At 60.8% G+C, this 24,741-nt stretch carries 25 protein-coding genes; 11 read left to right on the top strand and 14 right to left on the bottom strand.

Annotated elements, in window-relative coordinates:
* Nucleotides 1-19: 19 nt before the first annotated feature.
* The 4 genes from AC097N_RS14805 to radA form a co-directional block, all read right to left on the bottom strand.
* Nucleotides 20-784, bottom strand: coding sequence for a cytochrome b/b6 domain-containing protein (locus AC097N_RS14805; RefSeq protein ID WP_479582198.1), 765 nt, complete (start codon nt 782-784; stop codon nt 20-22).
* 17 nt (nt 785-801) lie between these two features.
* A complete protein-coding gene (locus AC097N_RS14800) occupies nt 802-1,308 on the bottom strand; it encodes a diheme cytochrome c (RefSeq protein ID WP_479582196.1) in 507 nt (168 codons plus the stop codon).
* Between the two features lie 49 nt (nt 1,309-1,357).
* On the bottom strand, nt 1,358-1,759 hold the full coding sequence (locus AC097N_RS14795; RefSeq protein ID WP_479582194.1) for a DUF1924 domain-containing protein: 402 nt from the start codon (nt 1,757-1,759) through the stop codon (nt 1,358-1,360).
* Nucleotides 1,760-1,843: 84 nt separating this feature from the next.
* Entirely contained in the window at nt 1,844-3,211 is a 1,368-nt protein-coding gene (gene radA / locus AC097N_RS14790; RefSeq protein WP_479582192.1) for a DNA repair protein RadA, read from the bottom strand.
* A 453-nt stretch (nt 3,212-3,664) separates the two neighbouring features.
* On the opposite strand from radA, the gene mgtA reads away from it, so the two are divergent.
* A complete protein-coding gene (mgtA, locus tag AC097N_RS14785; RefSeq protein WP_479582189.1) occupies nt 3,665-6,178 on the top strand; it encodes a magnesium-translocating P-type ATPase in 2,514 nt (837 codons plus the stop codon).
* A 3-nt stretch (nt 6,179-6,181) separates the two neighbouring features.
* Here the strand turns inward: mgtA and AC097N_RS14780 are convergent, their stop codons facing one another.
* Both AC097N_RS14780 and alr read right to left on the bottom strand, forming a co-directional pair.
* Entirely contained in the window at nt 6,182-7,435 is a 1,254-nt protein-coding gene (locus AC097N_RS14780; RefSeq protein ID WP_479582187.1) for an HD-GYP domain-containing protein, read from the bottom strand.
* Nucleotides 7,390-8,529, bottom strand: coding sequence for an alanine racemase (gene alr / locus AC097N_RS14775; RefSeq protein WP_479582185.1), 1,140 nt, complete (start codon nt 8,527-8,529; stop codon nt 7,390-7,392). Before alr ends, AC097N_RS14780 begins: the two co-directional genes overlap by 46 nt.
* A 125-nt stretch (nt 8,530-8,654) precedes the next feature.
* On the opposite strand from alr, the gene lplT reads away from it, so the two are divergent.
* The 3 genes from lplT to AC097N_RS14760 are packed head-to-tail and all read left to right on the top strand — an operon-like array spanning nt 8,655 to nt 11,351.
* Complete coding sequence (gene lplT / locus AC097N_RS14770; protein ID WP_479582183.1) at nt 8,655-9,938, top strand: lysophospholipid transporter LplT; 1,284 nt, start codon at nt 8,655-8,657, stop codon at nt 9,936-9,938.
* Nucleotides 9,938-10,813 carry a DMT family transporter gene (locus AC097N_RS14765; protein ID WP_479582181.1) on the top strand — a complete coding sequence of 292 codons (876 nt, stop codon included), beginning with the start codon at nt 9,938-9,940 and terminating at the stop codon, nt 10,811-10,813. The genes lplT and AC097N_RS14765 overlap by 1 nt, the downstream gene beginning before the upstream one ends.
* A gap of 52 nt (nt 10,814-10,865) precedes the next feature.
* Nucleotides 10,866-11,351, top strand: a complete 486-nt coding sequence (locus AC097N_RS14760; protein WP_479582179.1) for a glutathione peroxidase — start codon at nt 10,866-10,868, stop codon at nt 11,349-11,351.
* Between the two features lie 36 nt (nt 11,352-11,387).
* Here AC097N_RS14760 and AC097N_RS14755 read toward each other — a convergent pair whose 3' ends face one another.
* The gene (locus AC097N_RS14755) at nt 11,388-12,308 is read right to left on the bottom strand and encodes a transglycosylase SLT domain-containing protein (RefSeq protein WP_479582177.1); all 921 of its coding nucleotides are present in this window, start codon (nt 12,306-12,308) and stop codon (nt 11,388-11,390) included.
* Between the two features lie 44 nt (nt 12,309-12,352).
* Nucleotides 12,353-13,411, bottom strand: coding sequence for a 3-deoxy-7-phosphoheptulonate synthase (locus tag AC097N_RS14750; RefSeq protein ID WP_479582175.1), 1,059 nt, complete (start codon nt 13,409-13,411; stop codon nt 12,353-12,355).
* A gap of 540 nt (nt 13,412-13,951) precedes the next feature.
* Here AC097N_RS14750 and AC097N_RS14745 point away from each other — a divergent pair.
* Nucleotides 13,952-14,344, top strand: coding sequence for a YkvA family protein (locus AC097N_RS14745; RefSeq protein WP_479582173.1), 393 nt, complete (start codon nt 13,952-13,954; stop codon nt 14,342-14,344).
* 206 nt (nt 14,345-14,550) lie between these two features.
* Complete coding sequence (locus AC097N_RS14740; protein WP_479582171.1) at nt 14,551-14,775, top strand: hypothetical protein; 225 nt, start codon at nt 14,551-14,553, stop codon at nt 14,773-14,775.
* Nucleotides 14,776-15,235: 460 nt separating this feature from the next.
* On the opposite strand, the gene AC097N_RS14735 is transcribed toward AC097N_RS14740, so the two are convergent.
* The gene (locus AC097N_RS14735) at nt 15,236-15,610 is read right to left on the bottom strand and encodes an iron transporter (RefSeq protein WP_479582324.1); all 375 of its coding nucleotides are present in this window, start codon (nt 15,608-15,610) and stop codon (nt 15,236-15,238) included.
* A 229-nt stretch (nt 15,611-15,839) separates the two neighbouring features.
* A complete protein-coding gene (locus tag AC097N_RS14730; protein ID WP_479582169.1) occupies nt 15,840-16,169 on the bottom strand; it encodes a four-helix bundle copper-binding protein in 330 nt (109 codons plus the stop codon).
* A gap of 322 nt (nt 16,170-16,491) precedes the next feature.
* Here AC097N_RS14730 and AC097N_RS14725 point away from each other — a divergent pair, with 322 nt between their 5' ends.
* The 4 genes from AC097N_RS14725 (at nt 16,492) to AC097N_RS14710 (ending at nt 18,313) form a co-directional block, all read left to right on the top strand.
* The gene (locus AC097N_RS14725) at nt 16,492-16,653 is read left to right on the top strand and encodes a hypothetical protein (RefSeq protein ID WP_479582167.1); all 162 of its coding nucleotides are present in this window, start codon (nt 16,492-16,494) and stop codon (nt 16,651-16,653) included.
* Between the two features lie 184 nt (nt 16,654-16,837).
* Nucleotides 16,838-17,221 (top strand): DUF302 domain-containing protein, encoded by a 384-nt coding sequence (locus AC097N_RS14720; protein ID WP_479582165.1) that lies wholly within the window; start codon nt 16,838-16,840, stop codon nt 17,219-17,221.
* Nucleotides 17,222-17,438: 217 nt separating this feature from the next.
* Nucleotides 17,439-17,873 (top strand): hypothetical protein, encoded by a 435-nt coding sequence (locus AC097N_RS14715; protein WP_479582163.1) that lies wholly within the window; start codon nt 17,439-17,441, stop codon nt 17,871-17,873.
* Between the two features lie 113 nt (nt 17,874-17,986).
* Complete coding sequence (locus AC097N_RS14710) at nt 17,987-18,313, top strand: hypothetical protein (protein WP_479582161.1); 327 nt, start codon at nt 17,987-17,989, stop codon at nt 18,311-18,313.
* A gap of 728 nt (nt 18,314-19,041) precedes the next feature.
* Here the strand turns inward: AC097N_RS14710 and AC097N_RS14705 are convergent.
* The 3 genes from AC097N_RS14705 to AC097N_RS14695 are packed head-to-tail and all read right to left on the bottom strand — an operon-like array spanning nt 19,042 to nt 22,133.
* Complete coding sequence (locus AC097N_RS14705; RefSeq protein ID WP_479582159.1) at nt 19,042-21,072, bottom strand: rhodanese-like domain-containing protein; 2,031 nt, start codon at nt 21,070-21,072, stop codon at nt 19,042-19,044.
* Entirely contained in the window at nt 21,065-21,598 is a 534-nt protein-coding gene (locus tag AC097N_RS14700) for a YeeE/YedE thiosulfate transporter family protein (RefSeq protein ID WP_479582157.1), read from the bottom strand. The genes AC097N_RS14705 and AC097N_RS14700 overlap by 8 nt, the downstream gene beginning before the upstream one ends.
* Nucleotide 21,599: 1 nt before the next feature.
* Nucleotides 21,600-22,133, bottom strand: coding sequence for a rhodanese-like domain-containing protein (locus AC097N_RS14695; protein ID WP_479582155.1), 534 nt, complete (start codon nt 22,131-22,133; stop codon nt 21,600-21,602).
* A gap of 205 nt (nt 22,134-22,338) precedes the next feature.
* On the opposite strand from AC097N_RS14695, the gene AC097N_RS14690 reads away from it, so the two are divergent.
* The gene (locus tag AC097N_RS14690) at nt 22,339-23,076 is read left to right on the top strand and encodes a LysR substrate-binding domain-containing protein (RefSeq protein WP_479582153.1); all 738 of its coding nucleotides are present in this window, start codon (nt 22,339-22,341) and stop codon (nt 23,074-23,076) included.
* Nucleotides 23,077-23,444: 368 nt separating this feature from the next.
* On the opposite strand, the gene AC097N_RS14685 is transcribed toward AC097N_RS14690, so the two are convergent.
* Nucleotides 23,445-24,605 carry an IS30 family transposase gene (locus AC097N_RS14685; protein ID WP_479582151.1) on the bottom strand — a complete coding sequence of 387 codons (1,161 nt, stop codon included), beginning with the start codon at nt 24,603-24,605 and terminating at the stop codon, nt 23,445-23,447.
* Nucleotides 24,606-24,741 lie beyond the last annotated feature (136 nt).

The following is a 24,741-nucleotide window of genomic DNA, read 5'->3' as shown; positions in this document are numbered from 1 at the left end:
CAAGGCCACTGGCAGGGACTCAGTCATCGTCGTCATGGTGGCGGTCTGACGTGGCGCCGCTCCACGCCCCGGCCGCCATCAGCCCGTTGGGTGACTGTTGCCACTCCCAAGTCCAGTAGGCCAGCACCGCGACCAGCAGCAAGAGGGCGAGCAGTCCGTGGTGGCGGCGAGCCAGGTCGGGGCCCGGGCCTTCCACGCGGCCGGTCAACATGGCTTGGGCCACATTCTTTTTGCGCAAGAGGCTCAGGCCTGCAATCAGGGTCAGGTGGGTCAGGACGACGATCAGAAAGGCGTTGCCCATCACCTCGTGCACGTCCTTCAAGCCCTCGCCACCCAGAAAATCACCCCAGTCGTTGAAGCTGGCGTAGCCTGAGAGTGTGAGCGGCACAACCAGCGCCAGCAAGGCCACGACAGCCAATGCCATCAGCAGGTTTTGCCCCTGGCGCCAGTTGATGCTGGCGCGTGAGCCGCTGGCGGCGCTGGATGCCAGTGACTTCAACCACTGGGGGCCAGACGTGAGTTTGCGCCACAGGAGCGACAACCTGGCTTGCGGTGGCCCCCACACGCCGTAGAGCACGCGAAACGCCAGCAGCCCCGCCAGGGTGTAGCCCAGCGTGACGTGCAGCATGCGCCAGCTTTCGCCGTCGGCTGTGAGGTAGGCCCCCAGAAAACTCAGGGCAAACAGCCAGTGGAAAACCCGCGTCGGGGCGTCCACCATGCGGCGGGTGCGGGGTGGGATGGTTGTGGCGCCAGGGGCTGTGCCCAGTGAGGTACTTGCGTTCATGGTGTGGCTCCGTGTGTTCAGTCAGACCAGTTGCGGCGATAACGCTCGCTCAAGCCCGCCGGGAATTTGAGGCCTGACTCGTTGTAGGCGCCTTGTTCAGCACCGGTGTGGCAGGCCGCACAGTTGGCCGCGCTTTTGACGGAAGCGAGGCGCCAGACCGTGGCATCCAGTTCGCGGTGCTTGCGCAGAAACCATGCCGATTGGGTGATGCGGTCCTGCGGCGGCGCCTCGCTGACACGCTTGTACGTGCCTGCGTTGGTTTGCAGCCAGCCGCTGATCTCGCGCACGCTGGCTTCGTCCAGCGACGCATCGGTGCCGTAGTGCTTGTTCAGGTTGACCATCAGACGCTTCCAGGAGGGCGCCGGCAGCATGCCCGCCGGGTAGGCGATGTGGCAGGCGGCGCACTCCGCTTTGTACTTGGGCAGGGGCGGCACCATTGGCCCTTTGCTGTCGGCCAGGGCACTCAAGGCGCCGGTTGCCAGCAGGGGGATGACGGTGAGTTGTTTGAGGAACGAATAGGTCATGAGGTTCTTTCAATGAGATGGACCGTGTGCATGGCTTGCAGCGCCGGTGCTAGTGCGTGAGCGTCAGCAACCAGGCCAGGACGTCGGCCTTTTCACCGGCGGTGCATTCGCGGCCCATCACGTCGTTGCAATTGCGGCGAAACCACTTGTCAGTCTTGGTCGGGTCCGTGAAACTTTTGGGGTTGAACGCGGGCGCCAGAGGGGCAATCAATTTGCCGGTGCTGGCGTGTTTGCCATCTACCGTGGGCAAGGCGGTGTGGCAAGACGCGCAGGACCACTCCTTGCCATGCTTGCTGGTGAACAAGAGTTGCCCGCGTGCCGCTTGGGCGGGGGCGCCAGTCTGGGCGGTGTAGCTGGTGAGTTGCTCGGCAGGGGTGACCGCGTGGGCGAGTGGACTCAGTGCAGCACAGCCCAGGACCAGAGCGCGTGAAAAGTCGGGAAAAATGTGCATAACACCTCCATGAATCGCCATGGTAGGAAGCACAGATTAAGCAGAACTTAAGACGCGGGTGAAGCCCCCCGGCAACGGCGGGGGTCAGGTCAGGCCGCGCACCACTTCCATCGCCTGCTCGACGCGTTCCACGGCGTGGATGGTGAGGCCTTCAATGGGTTTTTTGGGCACGTTGGCCTTGGGGACGACGGCCACGCTGAAGCCCAGCTTGGCAGCCTCTTTCAAGCGCTCCTGACCGCGCGGCGCCGGGCGCACCTCGCCGGCCAGCCCGACCTCGCCAAACGCAAAAAACCCCTTGGGCAGCGGCTTGCCGCGCAAGCTTGACGTGATGGCCAGCAGCACCGCCAAATCGGCTGCGGGCTCGCTGATGCGCACCCCGCCCACCGCATTCACAAACACGTCCTGGTCCATGCAGGCCACGCCTGCATGGCGGTGCAGCACTGCCAGCAGCATGGCCAGGCGGTCTTTGTCCAGGCCCACGCTCAGGCGCCGGGGTGAGGGGCCGCCGCTGTCCACCAGTGCCTGAATCTCCACCAGCATGGGGCGCGTGCCCTCCAGGGTGACCATCACGCAGCTGCCCGGCACGGGTTCCGAGTGCTGGCTCAGGAAGATGGCGCTGGGGTTGCTCACGCCCTTGAGGCCTTTCTCGGTCATGGCAAACACGCCAATTTCGTTGACCGCGCCAAAGCGGTTCTTGATGGCGCGCACCAGCCGAAAGCTGCTGTGGGTGTCGCCTTCAAAGTACAGAACCGTGTCCACCATGTGCTCCAGCACGCGCGGCCCGGCCAGCGCGCCTTCTTTGGTCACGTGGCCGACCAGCACGATGCACACGCCGCTGGCCTTGGCGGCGCGCGTGAGGTGCGCCGCGCATTCGCGTACCTGGGCTACCGAGCCGGGTGCGCTGGTGAGTTGGTCGGAGTACACGGTCTGGATCGAGTCGATGACGGCAATGTCGGGCTGCGTGGCGTCCAGCGTGGCGAGAATTTTCTCCAGCTGAATCTCGGCCAGCACCCGCACCTGGGAGTTGTCCAGCCCCAGGCGGCGTGAGCGCAGCGCCACTTGGGCGCCGCTTTCTTCGCCCGTCACATACAAGGTGCTTTGCCCGCTGCGCTGCAGCGAGTCCAGGGCCTGCAGCAAGAGCGTGGACTTGCCAATGCCGGGGTCGCCACCGATCAGCACCACGCCGCCTTCCACCATGCCGCCGCCCAGCACGCGGTCCAGTTCCTCGTGGCCGGTGGGTGTGCGCGCCATGTCGACCGCGTCAATGTCGCCCAGCACCGCGATTTCGGCGGTTTTGGCCAGGGACGCAAAGCGGTTTTTGGTGGGGGCGGCGCTCTCGGCAACGGACTCGATGAGCGTGTTCCAGGCATTGCAGCTGGGGCATTTGCCCAGCCATTTGGGGCTGGTGCCGCCGCACTCGGAACACACGTAAACAGTTTTTTCTTTGGCCATGACGGGATGTTACTGTATAAATAAACAGATGTTTAGCGGGTTCTGACTTGCACCATGAATTGCTATTGTATTTATAGCTACTAGCGTACGTCTCATAAGGGCTACAGGCATTTTTTTTATATAAATTTTTGTGATGTGGGGCCGGTCATGGCGGCGGGACAAGTCAAGTGGTGCTCAAAAAGCGTCCGCCCTTTGATGGCAAGCACAACAACATGCATCCCCTGTTCAGTTGGCCGACAAACTGGCCACCCACCATGAAGTTAGTACCGCCAATCTCATGGCACTTGTCTTTGGGGCCATAAAAATGGGTTTCATGCCGTTTTTTCCCCATCCGCTGTCTTAAGTGATGAACCCATGTGCAACCGCAAGGCGTCAGGGTTGACCTCTGTCAATACCGCTACCCCGTGCCGCGTCAAAAATGACGCATGTCAATCCGTCTCCGGGGTGTCACACATGCAAGGTCTTAGCCGCCTTGATGCCGCTGCGCGGCTCAAGCAATTCGGTCCCAACCGGCTCAAGCCACCACTGCAACGTGCGGTGGTGTTGCAGTTTCTCGCGCAGTTTCGCAACCCGCTGGTGCTGGTGCTGCTGGTGGCGATTGTCATCTCCGCGCTGACGGGTGACGTGACCGGCGCCATCATCATTGCCTTGATCGTGGTGATGAGCGTGACGCTTGACTTTGTTCAGGCCTACCGCGCGGGCCGTGCCGCCGAGCAGTTGGCGTTGAAGGTGGCGGTGACCGCCACGGTGCTGCGCGACGGGCAACCATGCGAACTGCCGGTGATTGACCTGGTGCCCGGTGATGTGGTGCTGCTGTCCGCCGGCAGCCTTGTGCCCGCCGATGCCAGGCTGCTGGAGGCGGACGACTTTTTCGTCAACCAGGCGCAACTCACGGGCGAGCCCTATCCGGTTGAAAAAAAAGCGTTTGCGCCGCAGGATGCTGCCCCGGCCCCGGCCCCGGCCCCGGCCCCGGCCACGCCCGAGACCTGGGTGCTGGAGGCTGCAGATGCCGTGTTCATGGGCAGTTCGGTCGTCAGCGGCTCGGCGCGTGCGCTGATTGGCCGAACCGGCAGTACCACTGCCCTGGGGCAAATAGCGGTCAGCCTGGCCGAGAAAGCACCACCCACTGCGTTTGAGGTGGGCACGCGGCAATTCGGCATGCTCATCATGCGGCTGACCTTGTTGCTGGTGCTCTTCACCCTGCTGGTCAACGTGGCGTTGCACCGGTCGGTGCTGGAGTCGTTTCTGTTTGCGGTGGCGCTGGCGGTGGGCCTGACGCCCGAGCTGTTGCCGATGGTGGTGTCGGTCACGCTCACACGCGGGGCCTTGCGCATGGCCGCGTTGAAGGTGATCGTCAAACGCCCCTCGGCTGTGCAGGACATGGGTGCGATGGACGTGCTGTGCACCGACAAGACCGGCACGCTGACCGAGGCGAAAATTCGGCTGGAACGCCATGTGGATGCCCAGGGCCAGGACAACCCCCATGTGCTGGCCCTGGCCTACCTCAACAGCTATTTTGAGAGTGGCCTGAAAAGCCCGCTGGACGATGCCATCCTGGCGCATGAAGAGATCAATGTGTCCGGCTGGACCAAGATCGACGAGGTGCCGTTTGACTTCGAGCGGCGCCGGGTGTCGGTGCTGGTGGAGCAGGCCGGTGCGCGCCGGCTGGTGGTCAAGGGGGCGCCCGAAGACATCTTGCGTTTGTGTACCCGGTATATGGACAGCGCGGGCGCTGCGGTGGTGCTGGAGGGGGCGGCGCTCGCCCGCATCAACACCTTGTTTGACAGCCTGGGCGAAGATGGTTTCCGGGTGCTGGGCATTGCCTGGCGCGATGTGCCCATTGACCATCCCCATGCGGTTGTCTCGGATGAGAGTGAACTCATTTTTTCAGGCTTCGCCGCTTTTCTGGACCCGCCCAAAGCCAGCGCGGGCGATGCCTTGCGGGCCATGGCGGCCAGCGGCGTGGCCGTGAAAATCGTGACCGGTGACAACGAACGGGTCACGCGCCACGTCTGCACCCAGCTGGGCGTGACGATTGACGGCGTGCTGACCGGCGCAGAGATAGAGACGATGCATGACGACGCCTTGCGGGCCCGGGTGGAGAGCGTCAACCTGTTTTGCCGCGTCAACCCCGCGCAGAAGAACCGCATCATCCTGGCGTTGAAGGCGCGTGGGCATGTGGTGGGTTATCTGGGGGATGGGATCAACGATGCGCCCTCCTTGCACACGGCCGATGTGGGCATCTCGGTGGCCGATGCGGTGGACGTGGCCAAACAGGCCGCCGCCATGATCCTGCTGGAGAACGACCTGATGGTGTTGCACCAGGGCATTCTGGAAGGCCGTCGCACCTTCGGCAATGTCATGAAGTACATCATGATGGCCACCAGCTCCAATTTTGGCAACATGTTCAGCATGGCGGCGGCCACCCTGTTTTTGCCCTTCCTGCCGATGCTGCCCCTGCAGATTTTGCTCAACAACCTGATGTACGACGTGTCTGAAATCACGCTCCCTTTGGACAATGTGGACGCCGACGACCTGGCGGGCCCCAAGCGCTGGGACATGGCGTTCATCCGTAACTTCATGCTGACCATCGGGCCGATCAGTTCGCTGTTTGACTTCCTGACGTTCTACCTGTTGCTCAGCCTGTTCCATGCCCACGAGTCGCTGTTTCGCACCGGCTGGTTTGTGGAGTCGATTGCGACGCAGGTGCTGGTGATTTTTGTCATCCGCACCCGGCGCAACCCCTTGCGCAGCCACCCCAACCGGTGGCTGGTGCTGACGTCTTTGAGTGTGGTGCTGTTGGCCATCGCGCTGCCGTTCACGCTGCTGGCGCCTTACCTCGGCTTCACGCCGCTGCCGCTGTCATTTTTCGGGTTGTTGGCAGGGTTGCTGATTGCCTATCTGTTGGCCGTGGAAGGAGGAAAGCAATGGTTTTACAGGCGGTTGAGGAAGATCCCAACGGCCTGAATCTCACTCGGCGCGATCGCTCCGCGCTTTCACCACTTTCTCAAGGATCACTTTCACCTTGATCTTTTCTGCCGTGATGGGGGACTGGATCGCAAACTGCGGGTCGGTGGTGTCCCGGTAGAGGTAGCGGCTCATCGGCATGCCGCTGGGGTTGACGATGCTGGCCACATGCGAGTTGTTGGCGCGCACGCCCCGCACCACGGACACGGCTTGTTCACCGTTGACCAGTTGCACGTAGGTGCCGGGCGGGTAAAAACCGACGGCGGTGGTCATGGCGGACCCAAGCTTGGCGGTGTCGGATGCCACGCCCAGGATCATCGACTTGGCCGCGCCCAGCGGTGACATGGCCAGCCGGGTTTTGCGGGCGGCCATCTTGGCAATGAACACGTCTGCCAGTCGCAACACGCGCCGGGTCTCCAGATTGCGCGCCAGTCCTTTGGACTCGTCAAGCTCATGATGCCAGCGCACGATGTCCAGATGGTCGGCGTCGACCACGCCAAAGTGCTGGAGAATTTCAAGACTCCGCTCGGCGTGCTCACCGATCAGTTTCTTCTGTGCCTCATCGGGCACGGCGCTTTGAACGGCCAGATGGTCCTGGGCGCGGGCCATCCCGATGTTCATGACCAGGGCGGCGCGGAACAGGACCCGGCGGGCGGGCTCTGCCATGCCCAGCTTGTGGGCCGTCAGCTCGCACACCACGGCCGACAACAACGCGTGGGTGGCGCAGTACCCCAGTGTGGCGTCGGCCAGCGCCTGAAACAGGATGAACAGGCTCTCGTCCGGATCGCCCTGGAGCAGGGCACGTGCTTTTTGCTCGATGCCCTCCAGGCGCTGCAGGGGGCTGTTGGCCGCCTCGGCCTGGTAGAGCAGGCCGCGCAGAATCTCCTGCAGGTCCAGCCACCCTCCCAGAACCGCCAGGCCCGCGCCATAGTCAGACTCCAGAATCTCGGCCGGCATGAATGCCCGGGCAATGACGTCCACCTCCACGCCGTCCATCAGCAGGGTGTGGACCATGCGCTGGTAGCTTCTTTGCCAGGCCTGGGCGTCACTTTCGGCCATGCAGGCCTGGTGGGCTTCCAGAATGTCCCGATGATGCTCTGAAAGAATCGGCTGGCCCTTGCGCAGCAGCAACTTGCCGTCCGGGCTGCGCACGTCGACGGGCAGGGGTTTGCCGAGTTCGAGCATGGCCAGGGGAACCGGCAGGTACAGCATCATTCGGCCACCACCACCACCGGTACACGCAAGGCCAGCGCGCACATCAGCTCGTACCCGACGGTGCCGCCGCTCAGGGCGACCTCGTCAATACCCAGCACGGCCCCGTTGGCTGCGCGGCCCCAGAGGGTGACGTCACTGCCCATGCCAGCGGCGATGCCGGCCTGATCGAGCGGGCCCAGGTCGACGGTGATCATGTCCATACTCACCCGTCCCACGGTGCGGGTGCGAATGCCGTGGACCAGCACAGGGGTGCCGGTCGGGCAGGTTCTGGGGTAACCGTCGGCATAGCCGCAGGCCACCACCCCGATGCGCATGGCCTGGTCGGCGACAAAATTCGAGCCATATCCGACGGTAGCCCCCGCAATCAGGTCTTGTGTTGCTATTATTTTTGCAGCAAGTGTCATGCCGGGCTGCAAGCCCCAGTGGTGGGCGTCGTGTGCGGGAAAGTCGGGGGCGCTGCCATAAATGGCAATGCCCGGGCGCACCCAGTCCGACGCGGCGAGTGTGTCCGGGTGGGCGGCGGCATCGTAGGCCGAGACGTTGTGACGCAAGGTCGCTGCGCTGTTGCTCAAGGTACGCTCGCCCGGCAGGTCACGGGTGACTTCCGCAAAAACGGCCATCTGAGCCGCAACGCCCAGAGGACCATCGGCGTCACTGAAGTGGGTCATCAGGGATATTTCGTCCACTTGGGGCAGGGCGTTCAGGCGCGTCCATGCGGCCCGGTAACGCTGCGGCGTGAAGCCCAAGCGGTTCATGCCGGAATTCATCTTGAGAAAAACCCGGTGCGGCACATTGGTTTTGTGGGTGGCCAGCATGTCAATCTGTTCGTCGCAATGCACGGTGTGCCACAGCCCCAGGCGGGAGCACAGTTCAAGGTCGCGCAACTCAAACACGCCTTCAAGCAACAGAATGGGCCCCCGCCAGCCCAGGGCGCGCACCCGCTGGGCTTCTTCCAGGTCCAGCAGGCCGAAGCCATCAGCGCCGCGCAGGCCTTCAAAGGCGCGCTCGATGCCGTGACCGTAAGCATTGGCCTTGACGATGGCCCACACCCGGGCATCCGGTGCGGCCTGACGGGCGCGTTCCAGGTTGTGGCGAAGCGCTTCAGGATGGATGGTGGCTTGTATCGGGCGGGGCATGGCGGGCGGGGGTAGCGGGAGAAGCCTTTATTCTGACACTTCAAGGGCGTGCTATAACCCCGTATCGTTTGCGAACCAATAACAAAACCCATCGCATGAGTACAACTGATGCGCGCCTGTAGACAATGAAACGCGGCTTTTTCACCATCATGTCGGCGCAGTTTTTCAGCTCGCTGGCCGACAACGCACTGTTTGTGGCAGCAGTTCAATTACTCAGAACCGGCAATGCGCCCGAATGGCATCAAGCCGCTTTGGTGCCCATGTTTGCGCTGTTTTATGTGATTTTGGCGCCGTTTGTGGGGGCCTTTGCTGATTCCATGCCCAAAGGCCGTGTCATGTTGATGAGCAATTTCATCAAGGTGGCGGGTTGCATGCTCATGTTGTTTGGCACGCATCCGCTGATGGCGTATGCCATTGTCGGTTTGGGCGCCGCGGCGTACTCGCCCGCCAAGTACGGCATCCTCACTGAATTGTTGCCTGCCTCGCAGTTGGTCAAGGCCAATGGCTGGATTGAGGGCTTGACGATTGCTTCCATCATTTTGGGCGTTTTGCTGGGCGGCCAACTGGTGGGGCCGCTGCTGTCGACCTGGCTGTTGGCCGTCGATATCCCGCTGATCACGACCAGCGTGGACACGCCGCCCGAGGCGGCCATCAGCGTTTTGATCTTTATCTATCTGGTGGCGGCATGGTTCAACACCCACATTCCGCTCACCGGGGTGGAAATGCGGCCCATGCCCAAGCGGCTCACCTCCCTCCTGCCTGATTTCTGGACCTGCAACGCCCGCTTGTGGCGCGACAAGCTCGGCCAGATTTCACTGGCGGCGACCACACTGATCTGGGGTGTGGCGGGCAATCTGAAGTTCATCGTGCTGGCCTGGGCGGGTGTGGCACTGGGTTTTTCCGTGACGCAGGCTTCGGCCCTGCAAGGTGTCGTGGCCATTGGCATGGCGGTAGGCGCCGTCGTGGCCTCCATGCGCATGCGGCTGGAAGATGGCCCCCGGGTGATCACGCTGGGCATCGGCATGGGCCTGCTGATCATCATGCTCATCTTCATCACCAATGTCTGGGTGGCGGCGCCATTCCTGATTTTGCTGGGCGCGCTGGGCGGCTTTCTGGTGGTGCCCATGAATGCGCTGCTGCAACACCGCGGGCACAACCTGATGGGCGCCGGGCGCTCCATTGCTGTGCAAAACTTCAATGAGCAGGCCTGCATTCTCACGCTGGGGGCAGCCTACACCTTGTCCAAAGGCATGGGCGTGCCCACCTTTGCCGCCATCACCGTGTTTGGTTTGGTGATTGCCGGTTTCATGTGGCTGATTCGGCGCTGGCACGCCCGCAACTGCGTGGAGCACCGTGCCGAAGTCGAGCATTTGCTGGACATCGCCCGCAACGACAACCTGCACGGCTGATGCCCACCAAGGCGCTCGCCGCGGCAGCGCTGACCCTGAACGCCCTGGTATGGGGTGTTTCCTGGTGGCCTTTTCGGGGCCTGCAAGGCTACGGCCTGCATCCGCTGTGGGCCACGGCCTTCATTTATGTCTTTGCGCTGGTGTGCCTGCTGGCGTTTCGCCCCCAGGCCTGGCGCGGCTGGGGGCCCCACCCCCTGCTGTGGTTGCTGCTGGTGGCCTCCGGCCTGACCAATGTGGGTTTCAATTGGGCGGTGACCGTGGGCGACGTGGTACGGGCCGTCTTGCTGTTTTATCTGATGCCCGCCTGGGTGGTCCTGCTGGCCTGGCCGATGCTGGGCGAGAAACCCACGGGCGGCTCCCTGCTGCGGCTCTTGCTGGCGCTCACGGGTGTGGTGATTGTGCTGAAGACGCCTGCTTCGCCGTGGCCCGTGCCCGAGAGCCTGCCCGACTGGCTGGCCCTGATGGGGGGCTTTTGCTTTGCGCTGACCAATATTTTGTTGCGCAAGCTGAACCAGACGTCCGAGGCATCGCGCATGCTGGCCATGTTTGCTGGCGGCGCCGTCATGGCCGCGTTGGCTGCGGTATCAGGTATGGCGCTGGGCGTGGTGAACTCGCCACCTGCGCCCGGCGTGGCCTGGATGGGCTTGGTGCTGGTCGTCAGCCTCGCGTTTCTGGCCGGCAACCTGGGCCTGCAATATGGCGCGGCCCGCCTGAGTGCCAGCGCCACGTCGCTGATCATGCTGTCCGAAGTGGTGTTTGCCAGTGCCTCGGCGGTGGTGCTGGGCTCCGGCGAGCTATCGGCGCGCACCTTGGCAGGCGGCGCGCTGATTTTGTTGGCCTCAGGGCTGTCCGTGGTGAGTTTTCGCAAACGCTGACCCGGCCACAACGTGCGACACTGGCCGCGAACACTATCAACCAGGAGCGCACATGAGCACCGTGTATGACTTTGACGCCCTTCAAATCAATGGGCAACCGGTGTCTTTGAACCAGTTCAAGAGCAAAGCCATGTTGATTGTCAACACCGCCAGCGCCTGCGGATTTACGCCGCAGTTTGCCGGTCTGGAGGCACTGCACGAGACCTATGGCCCGCGGGGCCTGGTGGTTCTGGGGTTTCCTTGCAACCAGTTTGGCGCGCAGGATGCCGGCAGCAACGACGAGATTGCCGAGTTTTGCCAACTGAACTACGGCGTGAGCTTCCCGATGATGGCCAAGATTGAGGTGAACGGCGACCAGGCCCATCCCTTGTACCAGTGGCTGTCGGCCGAAGCCCCGGGTTTGTTGGGCAGCAAGTCGATCAAGTGGAACTTCACCAAGTTCCTGGTGGGCAAGGACGGTCGCGTTCTCAAACGGTATGCGCCAACCGATGCGCCCGCCAGTCTGGCGGGCGATATTGAAGCCGCTCTGGCCGCCTGACTGGCAGGGACCCGTTCCGGCGGGTGAGTCTGGGGGTTACTTGCCGCGCAGCGGCAGACGAATCAAGGCCAGCGACGGTGAAGGGCGCGTGATTTTCGCGTCAAACGGATGGTCCGGAACGCCCACCGCTTTGAGAATGCGCTGCACATAGGCGCGGGTCTCCAGGTAGGGCGGTACCCCGCGATAACGCTCCACCTTGCCTTCGCCCGCGTTGTAGGCGGCGGCCACCAGCGCCACATCGCCCTCAAAATAAGCCAGCAGCCAGCGCAGGTAGGTCAGCCCGCCCCGGATGTTCTGGGTCGGGTCAAAGGCATTCTTCACGTTGAACCGTTCACTGGTTTCGGGAATCAGCTGCATCAGCCCCTGCGCGTTCTTGGGCGACAGCGCCAGGCTGTTGAAGTTGGATTCCGCCGCAATGATGGCCAGCGCCAGCTGGGGCTCCACCTTGAACTGGGGCGCCAGTTTCATGACCAGGTCGAAAATGGGCCGGGGTGCAATGGCCGAGTAGTCGACCATGGGTTTGATGACCGCTGCGGGCAGGGCCGCAGGCGGTGGCGGGGCGGCCGGGGGGCGCATGCATTCGGGAATGTCGGTGGTGATGCCGCCCACGATTTTGAGCATGCGTTGGGCGACTTCCAGGCCTTGTTCGGCCGCGGCATGGAAAAAGTAAGCTGCAGACACGTCGTTGCGTTCCACGCCACGCCCGTTGGCATACATCCAGCCCAGGTTGTACTGGGCTTCGGCGTCACCCAGGCGGGCACTTTTGCAATAAAGGGTGGCGGCGAGAACGGGGTTGCGGGGAACCCCCTCGCCGTTTTCATAAGCGACAGCTTCCAGGCGAAGGGCGGACGCCAGGGTGCTTTCACGGGCTGATTCCTGCGCATGGGCGGACGCACCCAGCACCGCACAGAATGCTGTAGCAAGAACGGAAGGGCCGAAGGAGCAAGAAGGACGCATGGCGAGGAGTATCCGTCCTTATTCTGCGCCTTCCTTGCGAAAGATCAACGCTGGACTGAGCGCAAGCGGGCCGCCGCTTCGCGCAGGCAGGCGGCGGTGGTGTCCCAGCCGATGCAGGCATCGGTGATGGACACGCCGTAGCGCAGGTCCTGCGGCTTGCCGAGCTTCTGGTTGCCTTCAAACAGGTGGGACTCCAGCATCACGCCTTTGATGCTGCGGTTGCCGTCGGCCACCTGGTGCACCACGTCCTTGAGCACCAGGGTTTGCAGGGCGTGGTTTTTGCGCGAGTTGGCGTGGCTGCAATCGACCACGATGTTCTCGGGCAGCTTGGCCCCAGCCAGGCCCGCTTCGGCCTGGGCCACGGCCACTGAGTCGTAGTTGGGGACCGCGCCGCCGCGCAGGATCAGGTGGCCAAAGGCATTGCCCCGGGTCTGCGTGACGGCGACCTGGCCCGCGCCATTGATGCCCAGAAACGCGTGCGGCTGGGCCGCGGACAGCATGGCGTTGAGCGCCACCTCCAGCCCGCCGTCGGTGCCGTTCTTGAAGCCGACCGGGCTGGACAGGCCGCTGGCCATCTCGCGGTGGGTCTGGCTCTCGGTGGTGCGCGCGCCGATGGCGCTCCAGGCAATCAGGTCGCCCAGGTACTGCGGGGTGATCGGGTCCAGCGCCTCGGTGCCGCAGGGCAGGCCGAGGTCGTTGAGGTCAATCAGCAGGCGCCGGGCCAGGCGCAGGCCTTCTTCAATGCGAAACGAATCGTCCATGCGCGGGTCGTTGATCAGCCCTTTCCAACCTACGGTGGTACGGGGTTTCTCGAAGTACACCCGCATCACGATGAACAGCTGGTCGGACAGTTCGTCTGCCAGCGCTTTCAGGCGCCGGGCGTACTCCATGGCGGCCTGGGTGTCGTGGATCGAGCACGGGCCCACCACCACAAACAGGCGCGCGTCGCTGCCGCTCAGGATGTTGGCCAGGGTGCGCCGCGCGGCATTGACGGTTTGGGTGGCCTGGCTGCTGGCCGGAATATCTTCGTGCAGCTGCGTGGGTGAGAGCAGGGTCTGCTGCGACAGCACGTTCAGATTTTCAAGCGCGGTGGGGAAGGTCATGGCTGATTCCAGTGGACAAAAATTGAAAACATTAAACCAGACCGCTTGCGCTGCTTCAAGCGGGCTTTTGCCACGTTGCGTGCTATATGTAAAACAGGCCGCTAGCGCACGTCCTGTCTGCGTTAGTAGCTATTGATTTTGTAGCTGTTGAAAAAGACCTGTGCAGGCTCGACACCTATTGGTCTTGCGGCGACTGCGGCAGCATATTCCGGTCAATCAAGCGATTCATTGCGAATCAAAATCCGGTCGTTCTGATTCCAACGTGTCATAACTTGGGAGTTTGGTTTTGGTGAAGAAGAAGCATGAGCAGGCGGAAGGACTGTTTGGCAGCGTAACCGGGTCTTCGGAAATTCAAAATGCCCGCCCGATACCTGTCATTAGTGTCGGGAGGCCGACTGTCTGCTGACTGGTCGAGATTTCAACCAAATGGGCACCCGAAGTCGACCAGAAGCGGGACTTGAAGTAGGTAAGCGCCAGAGACGCGCCGCAGAGGCCCGTGACAATAGGGACATAAGGCGAATCTCTGACAAAATTGCGCCCATGAGCATCAGCGACAACTTGAAAAACTGGGCCAAGCGAATCAAACGCGACGGCGTGACGCTTTGGTTTGCTGGCAAGAATCCCCGAACGCCTTGGTACGCGAAGGCCCTAGGTGTGTTTGTGGTGGGCTATGCGTTGAGTCCCATTGACCTGATTCCAGACTTCATCCCAGTGCTGGGCTACGTCGATGATATTTTGCTACTTCCGGGCCTAATCTGGTTAACCATTAGGCTCTTGCCGCCTGACGTCCTCGCGGAATGTCGCGGCCAAGCAGACGAGTGGATGCAGACGAAAGGCTCGAAGCCAAGCAGTCGGGTCGGCGCGGTCGTCATCGTGGTGCTATGGCTGGCCATAGGTGCAGCGGCATGGTTTTGGCTCAGGCCGGGTCTATAGGCTGTCTCAGAGTTTGACGCTCATGGTAGCCTGCCATCGCGGCTACCATGACTCTCCGACTTCTCGCATCACCGCTGCCCCAACCCCGGACAGGCTGCGGCGTCTCAAACTGGCACTGAACACAAACGGCAGCTTTGGCGACGTTGCCGAATGCCACGAACGGCTTCTGACCGGAGTCGAACTGGACAACCGAAAAGCTGCCTGTCATGAGCGACTCTTATGGGTCTAAAGCGGGTGCAGTCACTGATTTGGGTGTGGCCAGGTCAGCCGCATCGAGCCCCAAGCAAAACAGGCGTGTCTATCTAGAACGAGAAAAGTTTGATTCCTTTTTGGGTGGTTTCGGACGCGGTTTCATATTTCAATCTGCCACCATACCGCAAAAGTCCAACTCTTATCCGTTGGGCTTTTTTCGTAAAAAAACTCAATGGTGACGAGCACTTACGCGAATTGCCTCTTGAGCTTTTCGCTATCAAATTTGAGTATGCTTGGACGTTTTTGGCCCAAATTGCCTCGTTTTTTCTCTCTGTTCTCAGCGACCCTCTTGAGTTTTCAAGAGGCCACTTCCAATGAAATCAAAGACTTACGCGGGGGTAGTTTGCAAGTTGAAATTGGTGGGCGGTAGCGACAGAGAACAGTGGACCCGGCACTCGGACTGTAGCTTTAGAGCGCCTTGCGAAGTGCCAAGGTCGTTTCCATTTTGAGCCCTGTTTGCGGCAACGCGCGCTCGGGCGCTACCCCTTTGGCTGGCGCAACTGCCGACGCCGGTGCGGGCATCCCGGTCGTCTGAACCGCAGTGGCCAGCGGTGCGGAAGCCGCAAGCAAGGGTGCGGAAACGGGCCCAGACGGAAGGTCAGCCCAGTTCAACCCTGTTACCGGCGCAACGGCGGGCCACTACCGACTGGGTACCGATACCTCGGTCAGTTTGCCGTTAATCAGCTTGAAGTGGAAATTGGCGTAGACCGGCTTGGACCACAGGTCTTTGTCTGTCAATTCACGCTGAAACGTCGGCACATCAACTTTCACCGTAGCGTCGTACGCCCCATCGCCTAAAAGCGCGCTATTGGCTGAATAGTGCAAGCCGCTACTGCCCCACATCGGAGGCAATAACAGTGTGGCGGTCTTCCCCGTCGTCACATTGGTTGCTTCAAACGTAACGTTCGCATAGGAAATGCGCGTCTTGGTCTTTGGATCATCGAGCTTCAATTCCACGTGGTAGCGCTCATCCGCAGCGGGTGAGTGTGCCCCCCAAACTGGCGGGGTACCCATGGCCATCCACATTGCCTCGGCGCCTTCAAGCTCCAACTGCAGCACCATACCGCTGGTTGCAACACGGCCGATGAGAACCGCTTTCTTCAAAGGGTCCGCCGCAACCGCAAGCGCCTTGACCTGTGCTTTGACGGGGAGAACTGGGGCAGCTTGGGACCATGCGGCGGCGCAGGCTGCGCTTAAGGCGAAGGCCCATGTTGTTTGAGTAAGGTGTGACATGGGTTGCATCTCATCCCGCCATGGCGCTACAAGCAGCAGCGCAGAGCTTGCAGGCCTCTGCGCATTTCTTGCAGTGATCCATAGCGTGTTTCGCGCATTCGGTGCTGCACGCTTGGCAGGCTTGGGCGCACAACGCGCAGATTGCGTCTCGCTGTGCGCCTTGACGCGCGATGGATGCTGCTGCCAAGCGACAAATGTCAGCACATTCCAAGTCCAATGCAATGCAGTGGGCCAACGGCTTTGGCTGATTTTCATTCAGGCAAGCGGATGCGCATTGGAGGCACGCAGCAGCGCAGTCATTGCAAGCACGAAGACATTCAATTTCTTTTTGGCTCAACATGTTTTTTCCTTTGGAGTTTGCCTAAGATGCGGCGCATGAATCTTCCCGAGAACGAAGATGGTCGTCTGTGCGTCAGTGCACAAAGGCTGGGTGAGGAATTCAGCGTCTCACAGGCCACTGAAATAGGGTTGCGTGTGCTGCTGCACAGACGGCGGTTAGATGCAGGCGTAACTTCAACACTGCGGATTCCGAACTGTGGTGTGCGATGCGGTCGCTGATGGCGTTTCGGGCGCATACGCATTTTTTACTATCAGTCTAATTCTTCGTTTCACTAAAGAAAATTTATGAAAATTTATTTGCCATCGCTCTTGGTATGGTGCCTGTGCTGACCACAGGCGTCTCTTTTGCGCAGAGCGGCAACATGATGAATGATGGCGCGTGGGGCAACAGTTGGATGGGCGGCTACGGCGGAATATGGATGCCGATTTTGATGATTGTTGTGGTCGTTGCGCTTGTGGTGTGGATTGTTAAACAAAAGAAGTGATCGGCGTCGGGAAGTCTGCACAACACTGCGCGGCGCCCTGAATGACGTGCCCGAGCGCAGGTGAAAAAGGTGTGGGGCCAAGTCCCACGCAGGACTGCTGGCTCGGCTGTCTTGGTTGTCTTGACCGAAATGTTCTTGCTCATTCTGGGCATTGTTTATGCATCATAGAAAATCGAGGTAACCCATGTACTACGTCGTTGAAACCCAAAAATCATTCCACCAGGCGACGACAGACCTTGAGTCGGCAGTGATCTGCAATGGCTTCGGGGTAATGCATATCCACGACTTGGGGACCACACTTCGCAGCAAAGGCATTGCATTTGATGAGGAGTGCAAGGTCTTTGAAGTCTGCAATCCGGCCCAAGCTGCAAAAGTTTTGACCACCGATATGCGCTTGAATATGGCGTTACCGTGTCGTATTTCTGTGTACACGGAGAAAGGCCAAACGAAGATCGGTTTGATCAAGCCAGTGCCCATGCTTTGCGCGCTGTCGCAGGACGCGGCGCTGGTTCAAGTTGCCAAAGAGGTTGAGGAAAAAACCATCGCAATGGTTGACGAGACGAGGTAGACACCCCGCAGCCCCCAAAACACCATGAACACCCGAATCGCACACGCGAACAGTGGGGCGTTCGCGTTTTGGTTGATCGAAATCAATGCCGATTTCAGGTCTATCTCGATACTAAAAAAGCTGTGCAAAGACTGCCGCTAACGCATCCCGGACCCGCTTGAACAGTGCTCCAACGCAGGATTGCACTCCCCATCCACCGACTCAGAAGGAAATTTTTATGACCCGATTTCGATTCATCCCCTTGGCACTGGCCCTCACTGCTGCCAGCGCATTGATCGCCTGCAACACCGCCCCCTCGATGCCCATAGGCACCGCGTTTGCCAGCGACATGGCTATGCCCGACTACATCGCCAAGATGGATGCGCAGATGAAAACCATGCAGAGCATGCACGACAAGATGATGGCAGCAAAAACACCTGAGGAACGCAAAGCGCTCATGGGTGAACACATGAAGGCCATGCAAGACGGTATGACCATGATGGGAAAAATGGGTTCCAGCGGTGCAATGTCAGGCATGGACGCAGGCACCAAAAAAGGTGGCATGTCCATGGACATGATGGCCCATCACGACATGATGGAAAAGCGCATGGAAATGATGACCTCCATGATGCAAATGATGATGGATCGCATGCCTGCGCCAGCAGCTCCATAGATGGCTTTGTCAACCATCTACTGCGTAAGGGTAGCCGACAGATCGGTTGCTTATTGGCGCAGTGCCTCCCGCCCAACGCTCCTTGCTTGCGTAAACCAGGAGCCAAATCAACCATGGCTCGGCGCAAGCACTCCCACGTCTATGTCGTTGAATTGTCCAATGACGTGTTGCTCAATGCCCGGTTCATGCGCTCGAACCCAGATTACCAGCCAGGAAAGCCGTGCGTTTATGTTGGCATGACCGGACTGGACCCTGACGTGCGGTTCGATAAACACAAGGCTGGCGTTCAAGCCAACCGATACGTGCAGGAATATTGCCAGCGTCTGTTGCCGGAAATCTATAAGCTTTACAACCCGTTGACCTATGACGAGGCTCGGAGTTTGGAAGTTGAACTGGGCATCGATCTGCGCGAGGGTGGGTTTGGAGTCTGGCAGGCTTGATGATTGACTGATATCGAAGGACTCCTTTCAGAGTGGCGGCGGCCTTTCGCGAATCGTGGGTGATTTGACCGGAGCGCAGCGTCAGCCGACATAGGTTTGTCCAAACTACTCGCTCCGTACCCGACATTCACCCAGTAGCCCGATCGTCAACAATGTGGTGTTGATTTCGAGGATCGCTGCACCCGCCAACGACCAGGTGCGCTCGTTCACCGGTATCAGCCATCAGGCAGCACCCGACCCACTGCTGACGTAGGACCAATGAATCCGCCTGCCGCAAAGCGATAGTTCAATGCGCAGCAGCCTGAATGCAAGTGGCGATATCACCAGGCGCGTGGTGCAGTCGCGCCAGGGGGTCTTGAGCTTGGTTACCACCCGGCCAGCGGCGCTGCGTTGCACCTGTTCGTTGGCCAGTGCCGGACGGGTGATGCAGCGACACAGTTGCTCGAGCGCCTGTGCAACGCCGTCTGTAGCTCGTCATTGCGACAGAACCAGGAAAAGGGCGGTTGAATTTCCTCCGCCGGCGTCTGTCGCTGAACCAGCCGCAATGCCGGATCGAGAGCCAGACTGGTGTGCCGCCCGCGTGGGCGGCTCCGGGAGATTGCACCTGGGTCAAGCAGAACTGGCTGAAGATGTGCAGCAAGACGGTGCCCGCGCTGCTCACCGGTTGGTCATTTGTCTTTCTGGATGCCCTACTCAATGAAGGACGGAATGCGTGCTCGGCAATACGATCATTGCTTGCGCGTGACGTCCTGCGCCTGGTTCGCAATCGGAAGTTCCAGGCGGGCAGCCCACTCAGTCCATCCCGCGTCGTACCACCGGACGTTCGTATACCCGAGCAAGCGCTTCAGTACGAAATAGGTCTGACTGGCCTGATGTCCGGTTCGGCAGTGAACGATCACCAAGCTGTCCTTGGCGGGGATGATCCGACTGTAGGCCGCAGCCAACGCCAGGGTCGGCTTGAAGGCGACGACCTTGTCGGAAGCTGTCACCAAATCCTCGGTGAACGGACGACTGATTGCGCCGGGGATATGGCCGCCACGCGCTTCGTCGGATTTTTTGCCGGTGTAGTAGTCCGTCGGCCTGACATCGATGATGACAACGCCCGGTTTCCCGAGTTGGGCGACGACAAACGGGAACTCCACGGTGAAGTTGTCGGCGTCCTTCTTTACCGGATATTTCGACACCGTTGTAATTGGCAGCACGGCATCCGCTGGCCGACCTTCCTGCGCCCACTTTGCGTATCCGCCGTTCATGACGGCGTAGTTCATGTGGCCCAGCCGCTCGAACGCCATCCCGGCCAACGTGGTGTCATACAACTTGTCGCCGGATACCAGAACGATAGAGTCAGACGCTCGCAAACCCAGCAGCGAAAACTGGGCGGCGAGCATCGGGGCCGGCAGGAGCATCGACGGTACGCCGCCGATGTTGCCGCGCAAGCTCTCGAGATTGAGGCTGATGGAGCTCGGAATGTGGGCGTTGTTGTATTCCGGCTGAGGCCGCAGGTCGATGACCTTGACCCCCGCAGTGGAGATCATCGACGCCAGCGGATGAGTCTCCACCGTCCGAGGCATGGCGACATGTATCGGCGCGCTGGCGCCGTCGGACTTGGCTGAACCGGCGGACGCGGTGAAGAATGAGCGCCAGGCGTTGACCCGGGCGGCATCGGCCGTCGTCATCGGTTCATTGCGTAACGAGACGGGCTTGAGGCAACGCTCCTGGAAACCCACCAGCCCGTCCGTCAGCAGAAAGACGTTGCCGTAGCCCTGACGCTGGAGCGAGTCCCGCGCTTGGGCGGGGTGAGTCATCCCATTGGAATACAGCACGATCGAACCCCGGTTCTTATGGGGTTGCAGCGTTTCCGCCAACTCGGCAAGCGGCACATTTTGCGCGCCGCGAATGTGGAAAACCTTGAATTCCGCCGCCGGGCGCAGATCGACGACAACCAGGTCCGTGGCCCCGGCCATCAGGCGGTCGGCCAGGACTTCAGGCTCGACATGGTCCAGACCCCCCTCGACGCTCTTCATGAGCGCCTTCTCATCGCCTGCGTTTGCAACGGCGGCGACTTTCGGGGCGGCGTCCGCTGGGGCGGGACCGACGAGCACGAACAAGCCGCCAGCCAGCGCCACGAGGGCCAGGCTGAAGGCCTTCAGAAACGGCGAACCCTGGTACGGCGCGCGGCCGGTGCGCTTCTTCTCGGCCCACTCGGCCAACCAGAAGGCAGCCACGGCCACCAGCGTGAAGGCGAAGATGAATCCGTTGCGCGACATGCCGACGCTGTCATACGCCATCTGCGGTCCTTGATTGCCGGCAACGTAGAGACCCTCGATGACAGGGAAAAGCTCGTTGAACAGGACACTGCCACCGACGACACCAAGCAGGAACACGAGGGCGTCGATCCGGCCCGCAGCGAGGCCAACCGCTGCCGTTCCCGGACACCAGCCGCCCATGACGAATCCGACACCGAACAGCAGTCCGCCGACGACCTGGGCGCCGTAGACGGTCGGCATGAGGTAAATCTGATCGAGCTGGAGCCAGCCAAAACCGATCAGATACGAGAGTCCCAGGGCCGCCGTGATGAGCGCGGTGAACATCACCTTCACCACGGCCATGTCAGTGAAATAGAAGACGCCGGCCAGACGGCGCGAACTGCTGAATCCGGCGCGTTCGAGTCCGAAGCCGAAGCCGAAGCCGACCAGCAGTGCCAGAAAGAGGGCCCGGGAAGTGTCGAGCGCACCGAGGCTGTAGAGCGTGTCAATCATGCCATTGCTTCCTCACAAACCAGGCCGCGCCGTAGCCGCTGGCAAACAGACAAGCCAGAAACACCAGACTGCCGGAGAGCAGCAGCGCGCCTCCAGTCAGACCTTGACCCGAGGTGCATCCCTGTGCCAGGCGGCTGGCGAAGCCGACGAGAACGCCACCGGCAACGGCGTACCCGAGTCGGCGACCGACGCTTGTAGTGGCGCCGCGTTCAATCTGGATGTGTGCCCGATTCGCCAACAGCGCCGAAAACAAGCCGCCGATAAGGGTGCCGACGAACATGAAGACGAGGTAGTAGTGCAGCGGACTGGCACCCCATTTGCCGAAATACGCGCTGCCCAGCGTGTGCGCCGGCGCAACGAAGGCGGAGAGTGCCGCCCCGAAGCGCGCGATGCCGCCCGATGCGCCGAGCCCGGCGCCAAGAATGGCGAACGAGGCCAAAAGCACCAGCCCAAGCAGAACCCCCACGAGGTAGGGATTCCCGTAGGGCTCCGGCTGGCCATGACGATCGACGATTGCAGTCGTCATATCAGCAGCCCGCGCTCGTCTTCGTCGGTGTCGAACGGCCGGCCGGCGCCGCGACCGCCGCCTTCGCGGCAGCCGGGGCTTTTACCGCTTGAGCTGGAGCAGGGGCTGGGTCCGACGGCAGCAGCGCCGCGGTATCGTTCCAGTAGGCTTCCAGTCCGCCATGGAGCACCCTGATCGAGCGCCGAGTACCCTGGGAGAGGATTCCCCCTACAGCCATAGCCAGCGAGCCGTCGCGATCGACGATGACCAATGGGACGGTGCCGTTGCGATAGGACCGGTTGGCGATGACATCGGCGATGCGCCCGTTGGTTGAGCCGGGCAGGCTGAAGTCGGCATAGGGGGCCGGCGGGCGTATGTCCACGATTTCGAACGTGCCGGGGAGATCCATCAGCATGCGTTTGAGTTCGGTGGCACTGATGCGCTGCGGCAGCGTGACGGACCCTGCGGCTGGCTCGGCCACTACCGCAGTCGCAAAGATTGTTGCCACGATGAATACGGCCGCATTAAGGGTAGTGCGAGGTATCGTATTTTTCATTGCCGAATTTCTCTGTGCGTTTGATTAATTCTTGCTTCTGTTTTGCTGACTGCTTCTCGTCTTTAGCAATGTAGCTTCAAATGCGTTTACCGTCTGTTCGTCACCGTACGGATCGCAGCTCATCTCGTCCTCGCGCGAAGTTCATGCGCAACTCTTCACGCGCCACGCCGACGGGCTGCGTCTGGCGGCGCACGGCGAGGGCTTCTTGCGTCACGCCGAACACATGCTGACGACACTGGCGGCTGCGGTCGAGGAGACGCGGAGTGCGGTCTCATCGGTCACGGGTCAGGTCCGCATCGCGATCACGGACACGGTCTCCGAGTACCTGTTGCTCAAGGTCATTGCCGTCATACGCCGCCAGTTGCCGCTGGTGGCATTCGAACCCGCCGAGCGCAACCGGATCGACCTCGAGGAGGAGCTGCGCAGCGGCGAGTTCGATCTCGCGGTGGTGCTGGTGTCGAACCTGTCGACCGCACCGGACATCCGGCGCGAGAACCTACTCAAGTCCACCAGGCAACTGTGGACGTCACTGGATCACCCGCTGGCGCGCGAAAAGTCCGTGACGCTGCGCGAAATTGCCACGCTGCCCTTTGTGCTGCTTGACATGGATGAGCACGCGGAGACCGTCGATCGCTACTGGTCAGCAATGAGGATGAAGCCGAAAGTGGTGTTCCGCACCAAGTCGATCGAGGCCGTGCGCAGCCTGGTAGCGCAGAACGTGGGGGTCACGACCCTCTCGGATCTGGTGTTTCGGCCGTGGTCGCACGACGGCGGGCGCATTCGCCGCACCAGGGTGTCGAACGCAGTGCCGTCGATGGATCTCGGCTTGGCCTACTGCCGTGGCACGGTGCGGCCGCAGTCCACAACGGCGTTCGCCGAGGCACTGCGCTCGCTGGCCAAGACGCTGACGCGCGAATCTGCGCGCGCAGAGCTGGGCGCATAGCGCTGCCCGCGCGGACCAACTGGGAACGACCTCTCAGGCCTGCGTTTTCTGGCTCGGCACAGACCACTGTACCAGCCGGGTACGCGGGGTGCCGTTCAATCGACCCGACCCCTATCGCAGGGGGGCCTCGGCAACCAGTTCCCAAAATGGCGTATGCAGCAAGACGCCAACGACGTGAAACGTTCAGGTCAGACGCTCCGAACCTGCCTGTCGCCAGCGACGGGTGATGGCCCAGACCTGAACAATGACAGTTATTCCTTAATGACCGCAATGGGCACGTTGAAGCCCGCCAGGAACGGATTCTGATGGGCAATGAATTGGGAACCCCGCAAGCTGACTGTCGTGACCGGCTGCAATGGGTCTTGGATTCAACCGGTCGATGCAACAAGTTGGCTGAATCGTTCAGCTGGCGTTTCGTAGTTTAGAGTTTTCCTTGGACGCTCGTTTAGTTTTTTCGCAATTGCATTTAGCTGTGCCTGCGAGTAATGAGAGATATCGATCCCCTTGGGGAAATACTGCCGCAACAGTCCATTCGTGTTTTCATTGCTCCCACGCTGCCAAGGACTCTGGGGATCACAGAAGTAAACGCTGATGTCAGTGGCCAATGTGAAACGCTTGTGGTCGGCCATTTCATGACCCCGGTCCCACGTCAATGACTTGTAGAGTTCCTGGGGCAGCTTGCGAGCGTTTTTGATCAGTGCATTGATGACCGTTTGCGTGTCTTTACTGGCAACTTTCACCAGCATCACGTAGCGCGTCTGGCGCCCAACCAGCGTCGCAATCTGATTGTTGAGACTCCCAAAAAGCAAGTCGCCTTCCCAGTGGCCTGGTACGGCCCGATCCTCCACTGACGCTGGACGATCGCTAATGGAAACGGCGTTGGTGATCTTGCCGTGGTTGTCCGTCTTTTGCGTGTGGTGGCGTGAACGGCGCATGGCTCTGGTGCGCCTCAAATGTTGCAGCAGTTCCTTCTTCAATGCACCACGTGCTTGAATGAACAGACTGCGGTAGATGGTTTCATGTGACACGTGGTAGTCCTTGTCGCACGGGTAAGTATGCTTGAGCCATCCTGCGATTTGCTGGGGTGCCCACTGGCATTGGAGCTTACGTGCCACGATGTTGGCCAGCTTTCGCTTCTCCACTAATTTGCACGTCTTGGGTCGACACGACCGATCCCAAGCCGCCTGGTCGGCCTGGGCCGCGCGGTAGCAGCCTTGACCACCGTTACGCCGGATCTCGCGGCTGATGGTGGAAGGAGCTCGTCCAAGCTGACAAGCAATTGACCGGATCGAGCGTCGCGCCACCAGTGCGCGTGATATCTCTTCGCGTTCGGCTAAGGTCAGCGCAATTGGGGAGCGACAACGCTGCACCGGACGTATGCCTCCAGTTTCCGCCAGGATGCCACTGACAGAGGAGTGGTTTCGATCAAATAATTGGGCGATTTGTTGAAGGGATTCGCCCTTCTTCCAGCGTTCCCACATCAGAGCCTTCTGGCTCTCAGAGTAGTAAATCCTAGGTCTTCGTTTCATCTGCAACACTCCTTCTGCTGGCGCAGTTTCTAGTGTGTTGCATCGACCGGTTGAATCCAAGGTCTTTTCCAGACATTGAATTCCAAGATGCAGCCGTGCCAGTTGGCACTTTTGAACTGGATGTTGCAATCCTTTT

The organism is Rhodoferax sp. LS1R11 (assembly GCF_056521395.1).
This window is presented reverse-complemented; position numbering and strand designations above follow the sequence as displayed.

Bases quoted from the DNA above. Each gene is read 5' to 3' on its own strand.
- mgtA (WP_479582189.1), top strand. From the start codon at position 3,665: ATGCAAGGTCTTAGCCGCCTTGATGCCGCTGCGCGGCTCAAGCAATTC.
- lplT (WP_479582183.1), top strand. From the start codon at position 8,655: ATGAAACGCGGCTTTTTCACCATCATGTCGGCGCAGTTTTTCAGCTCG.
- AC097N_RS14730 (WP_479582169.1), bottom strand. From the start codon at position 16,169: ATGTTGAGCCAAAAAGAAATTGAATGTCTTCGTGCTTGCAATGACTGC.
- AC097N_RS14710 (WP_479582161.1), top strand. From the start codon at position 17,987: ATGGCTCGGCGCAAGCACTCCCACGTCTATGTCGTTGAATTGTCCAAT.
- AC097N_RS14755 (WP_479582177.1), bottom strand. From the start codon at position 12,308: ATGCGTCCTTCTTGCTCCTTCGGCCCTTCCGTTCTTGCTACAGCATTC.
- AC097N_RS14750 (WP_479582175.1), bottom strand. From the start codon at position 13,411: ATGACCTTCCCCACCGCGCTTGAAAATCTGAACGTGCTGTCGCAGCAG.
- AC097N_RS14715 (WP_479582163.1), top strand. From the start codon at position 17,439: ATGACCCGATTTCGATTCATCCCCTTGGCACTGGCCCTCACTGCTGCC.
- AC097N_RS14720 (WP_479582165.1), top strand. From the start codon at position 16,838: ATGTACTACGTCGTTGAAACCCAAAAATCATTCCACCAGGCGACGACA.
- AC097N_RS14800 (WP_479582196.1), bottom strand. From the start codon at position 1,308: ATGACCTATTCGTTCCTCAAACAACTCACCGTCATCCCCCTGCTGGCA.
- AC097N_RS14805 (WP_479582198.1), bottom strand. From the start codon at position 784: ATGAACGCAAGTACCTCACTGGGCACAGCCCCTGGCGCCACAACCATC.
- AC097N_RS14745 (WP_479582173.1), top strand. From the start codon at position 13,952: ATGAGCATCAGCGACAACTTGAAAAACTGGGCCAAGCGAATCAAACGC.
- AC097N_RS14700 (WP_479582157.1), bottom strand. From the start codon at position 21,598: ATGACGACTGCAATCGTCGATCGTCATGGCCAGCCGGAGCCCTACGGG.
- AC097N_RS14705 (WP_479582159.1), bottom strand. From the start codon at position 21,072: ATGATTGACACGCTCTACAGCCTCGGTGCGCTCGACACTTCCCGGGCC.
- alr (WP_479582185.1), bottom strand. From the start codon at position 8,529: ATGCCCCGCCCGATACAAGCCACCATCCATCCTGAAGCGCTTCGCCAC.
- AC097N_RS14760 (WP_479582179.1), top strand. From the start codon at position 10,866: ATGAGCACCGTGTATGACTTTGACGCCCTTCAAATCAATGGGCAACCG.
- AC097N_RS14735 (WP_479582324.1), bottom strand. From the start codon at position 15,610: ATGGGTACCCCGCCAGTTTGGGGGGCACACTCACCCGCTGCGGATGAG.
- AC097N_RS14795 (WP_479582194.1), bottom strand. From the start codon at position 1,759: ATGCACATTTTTCCCGACTTTTCACGCGCTCTGGTCCTGGGCTGTGCT.
- AC097N_RS14765 (WP_479582181.1), top strand. From the start codon at position 9,938: ATGCCCACCAAGGCGCTCGCCGCGGCAGCGCTGACCCTGAACGCCCTG.
- radA (WP_479582192.1), bottom strand. From the start codon at position 3,211: ATGGCCAAAGAAAAAACTGTTTACGTGTGTTCCGAGTGCGGCGGCACC.
- AC097N_RS14740 (WP_479582171.1), top strand. From the start codon at position 14,551: ATGAGCGACTCTTATGGGTCTAAAGCGGGTGCAGTCACTGATTTGGGT.
- AC097N_RS14695 (WP_479582155.1), bottom strand. From the start codon at position 22,133: ATGAAAAATACGATACCTCGCACTACCCTTAATGCGGCCGTATTCATC.
- AC097N_RS14685 (WP_479582151.1), bottom strand. From the start codon at position 24,605: ATGAAACGAAGACCTAGGATTTACTACTCTGAGAGCCAGAAGGCTCTG.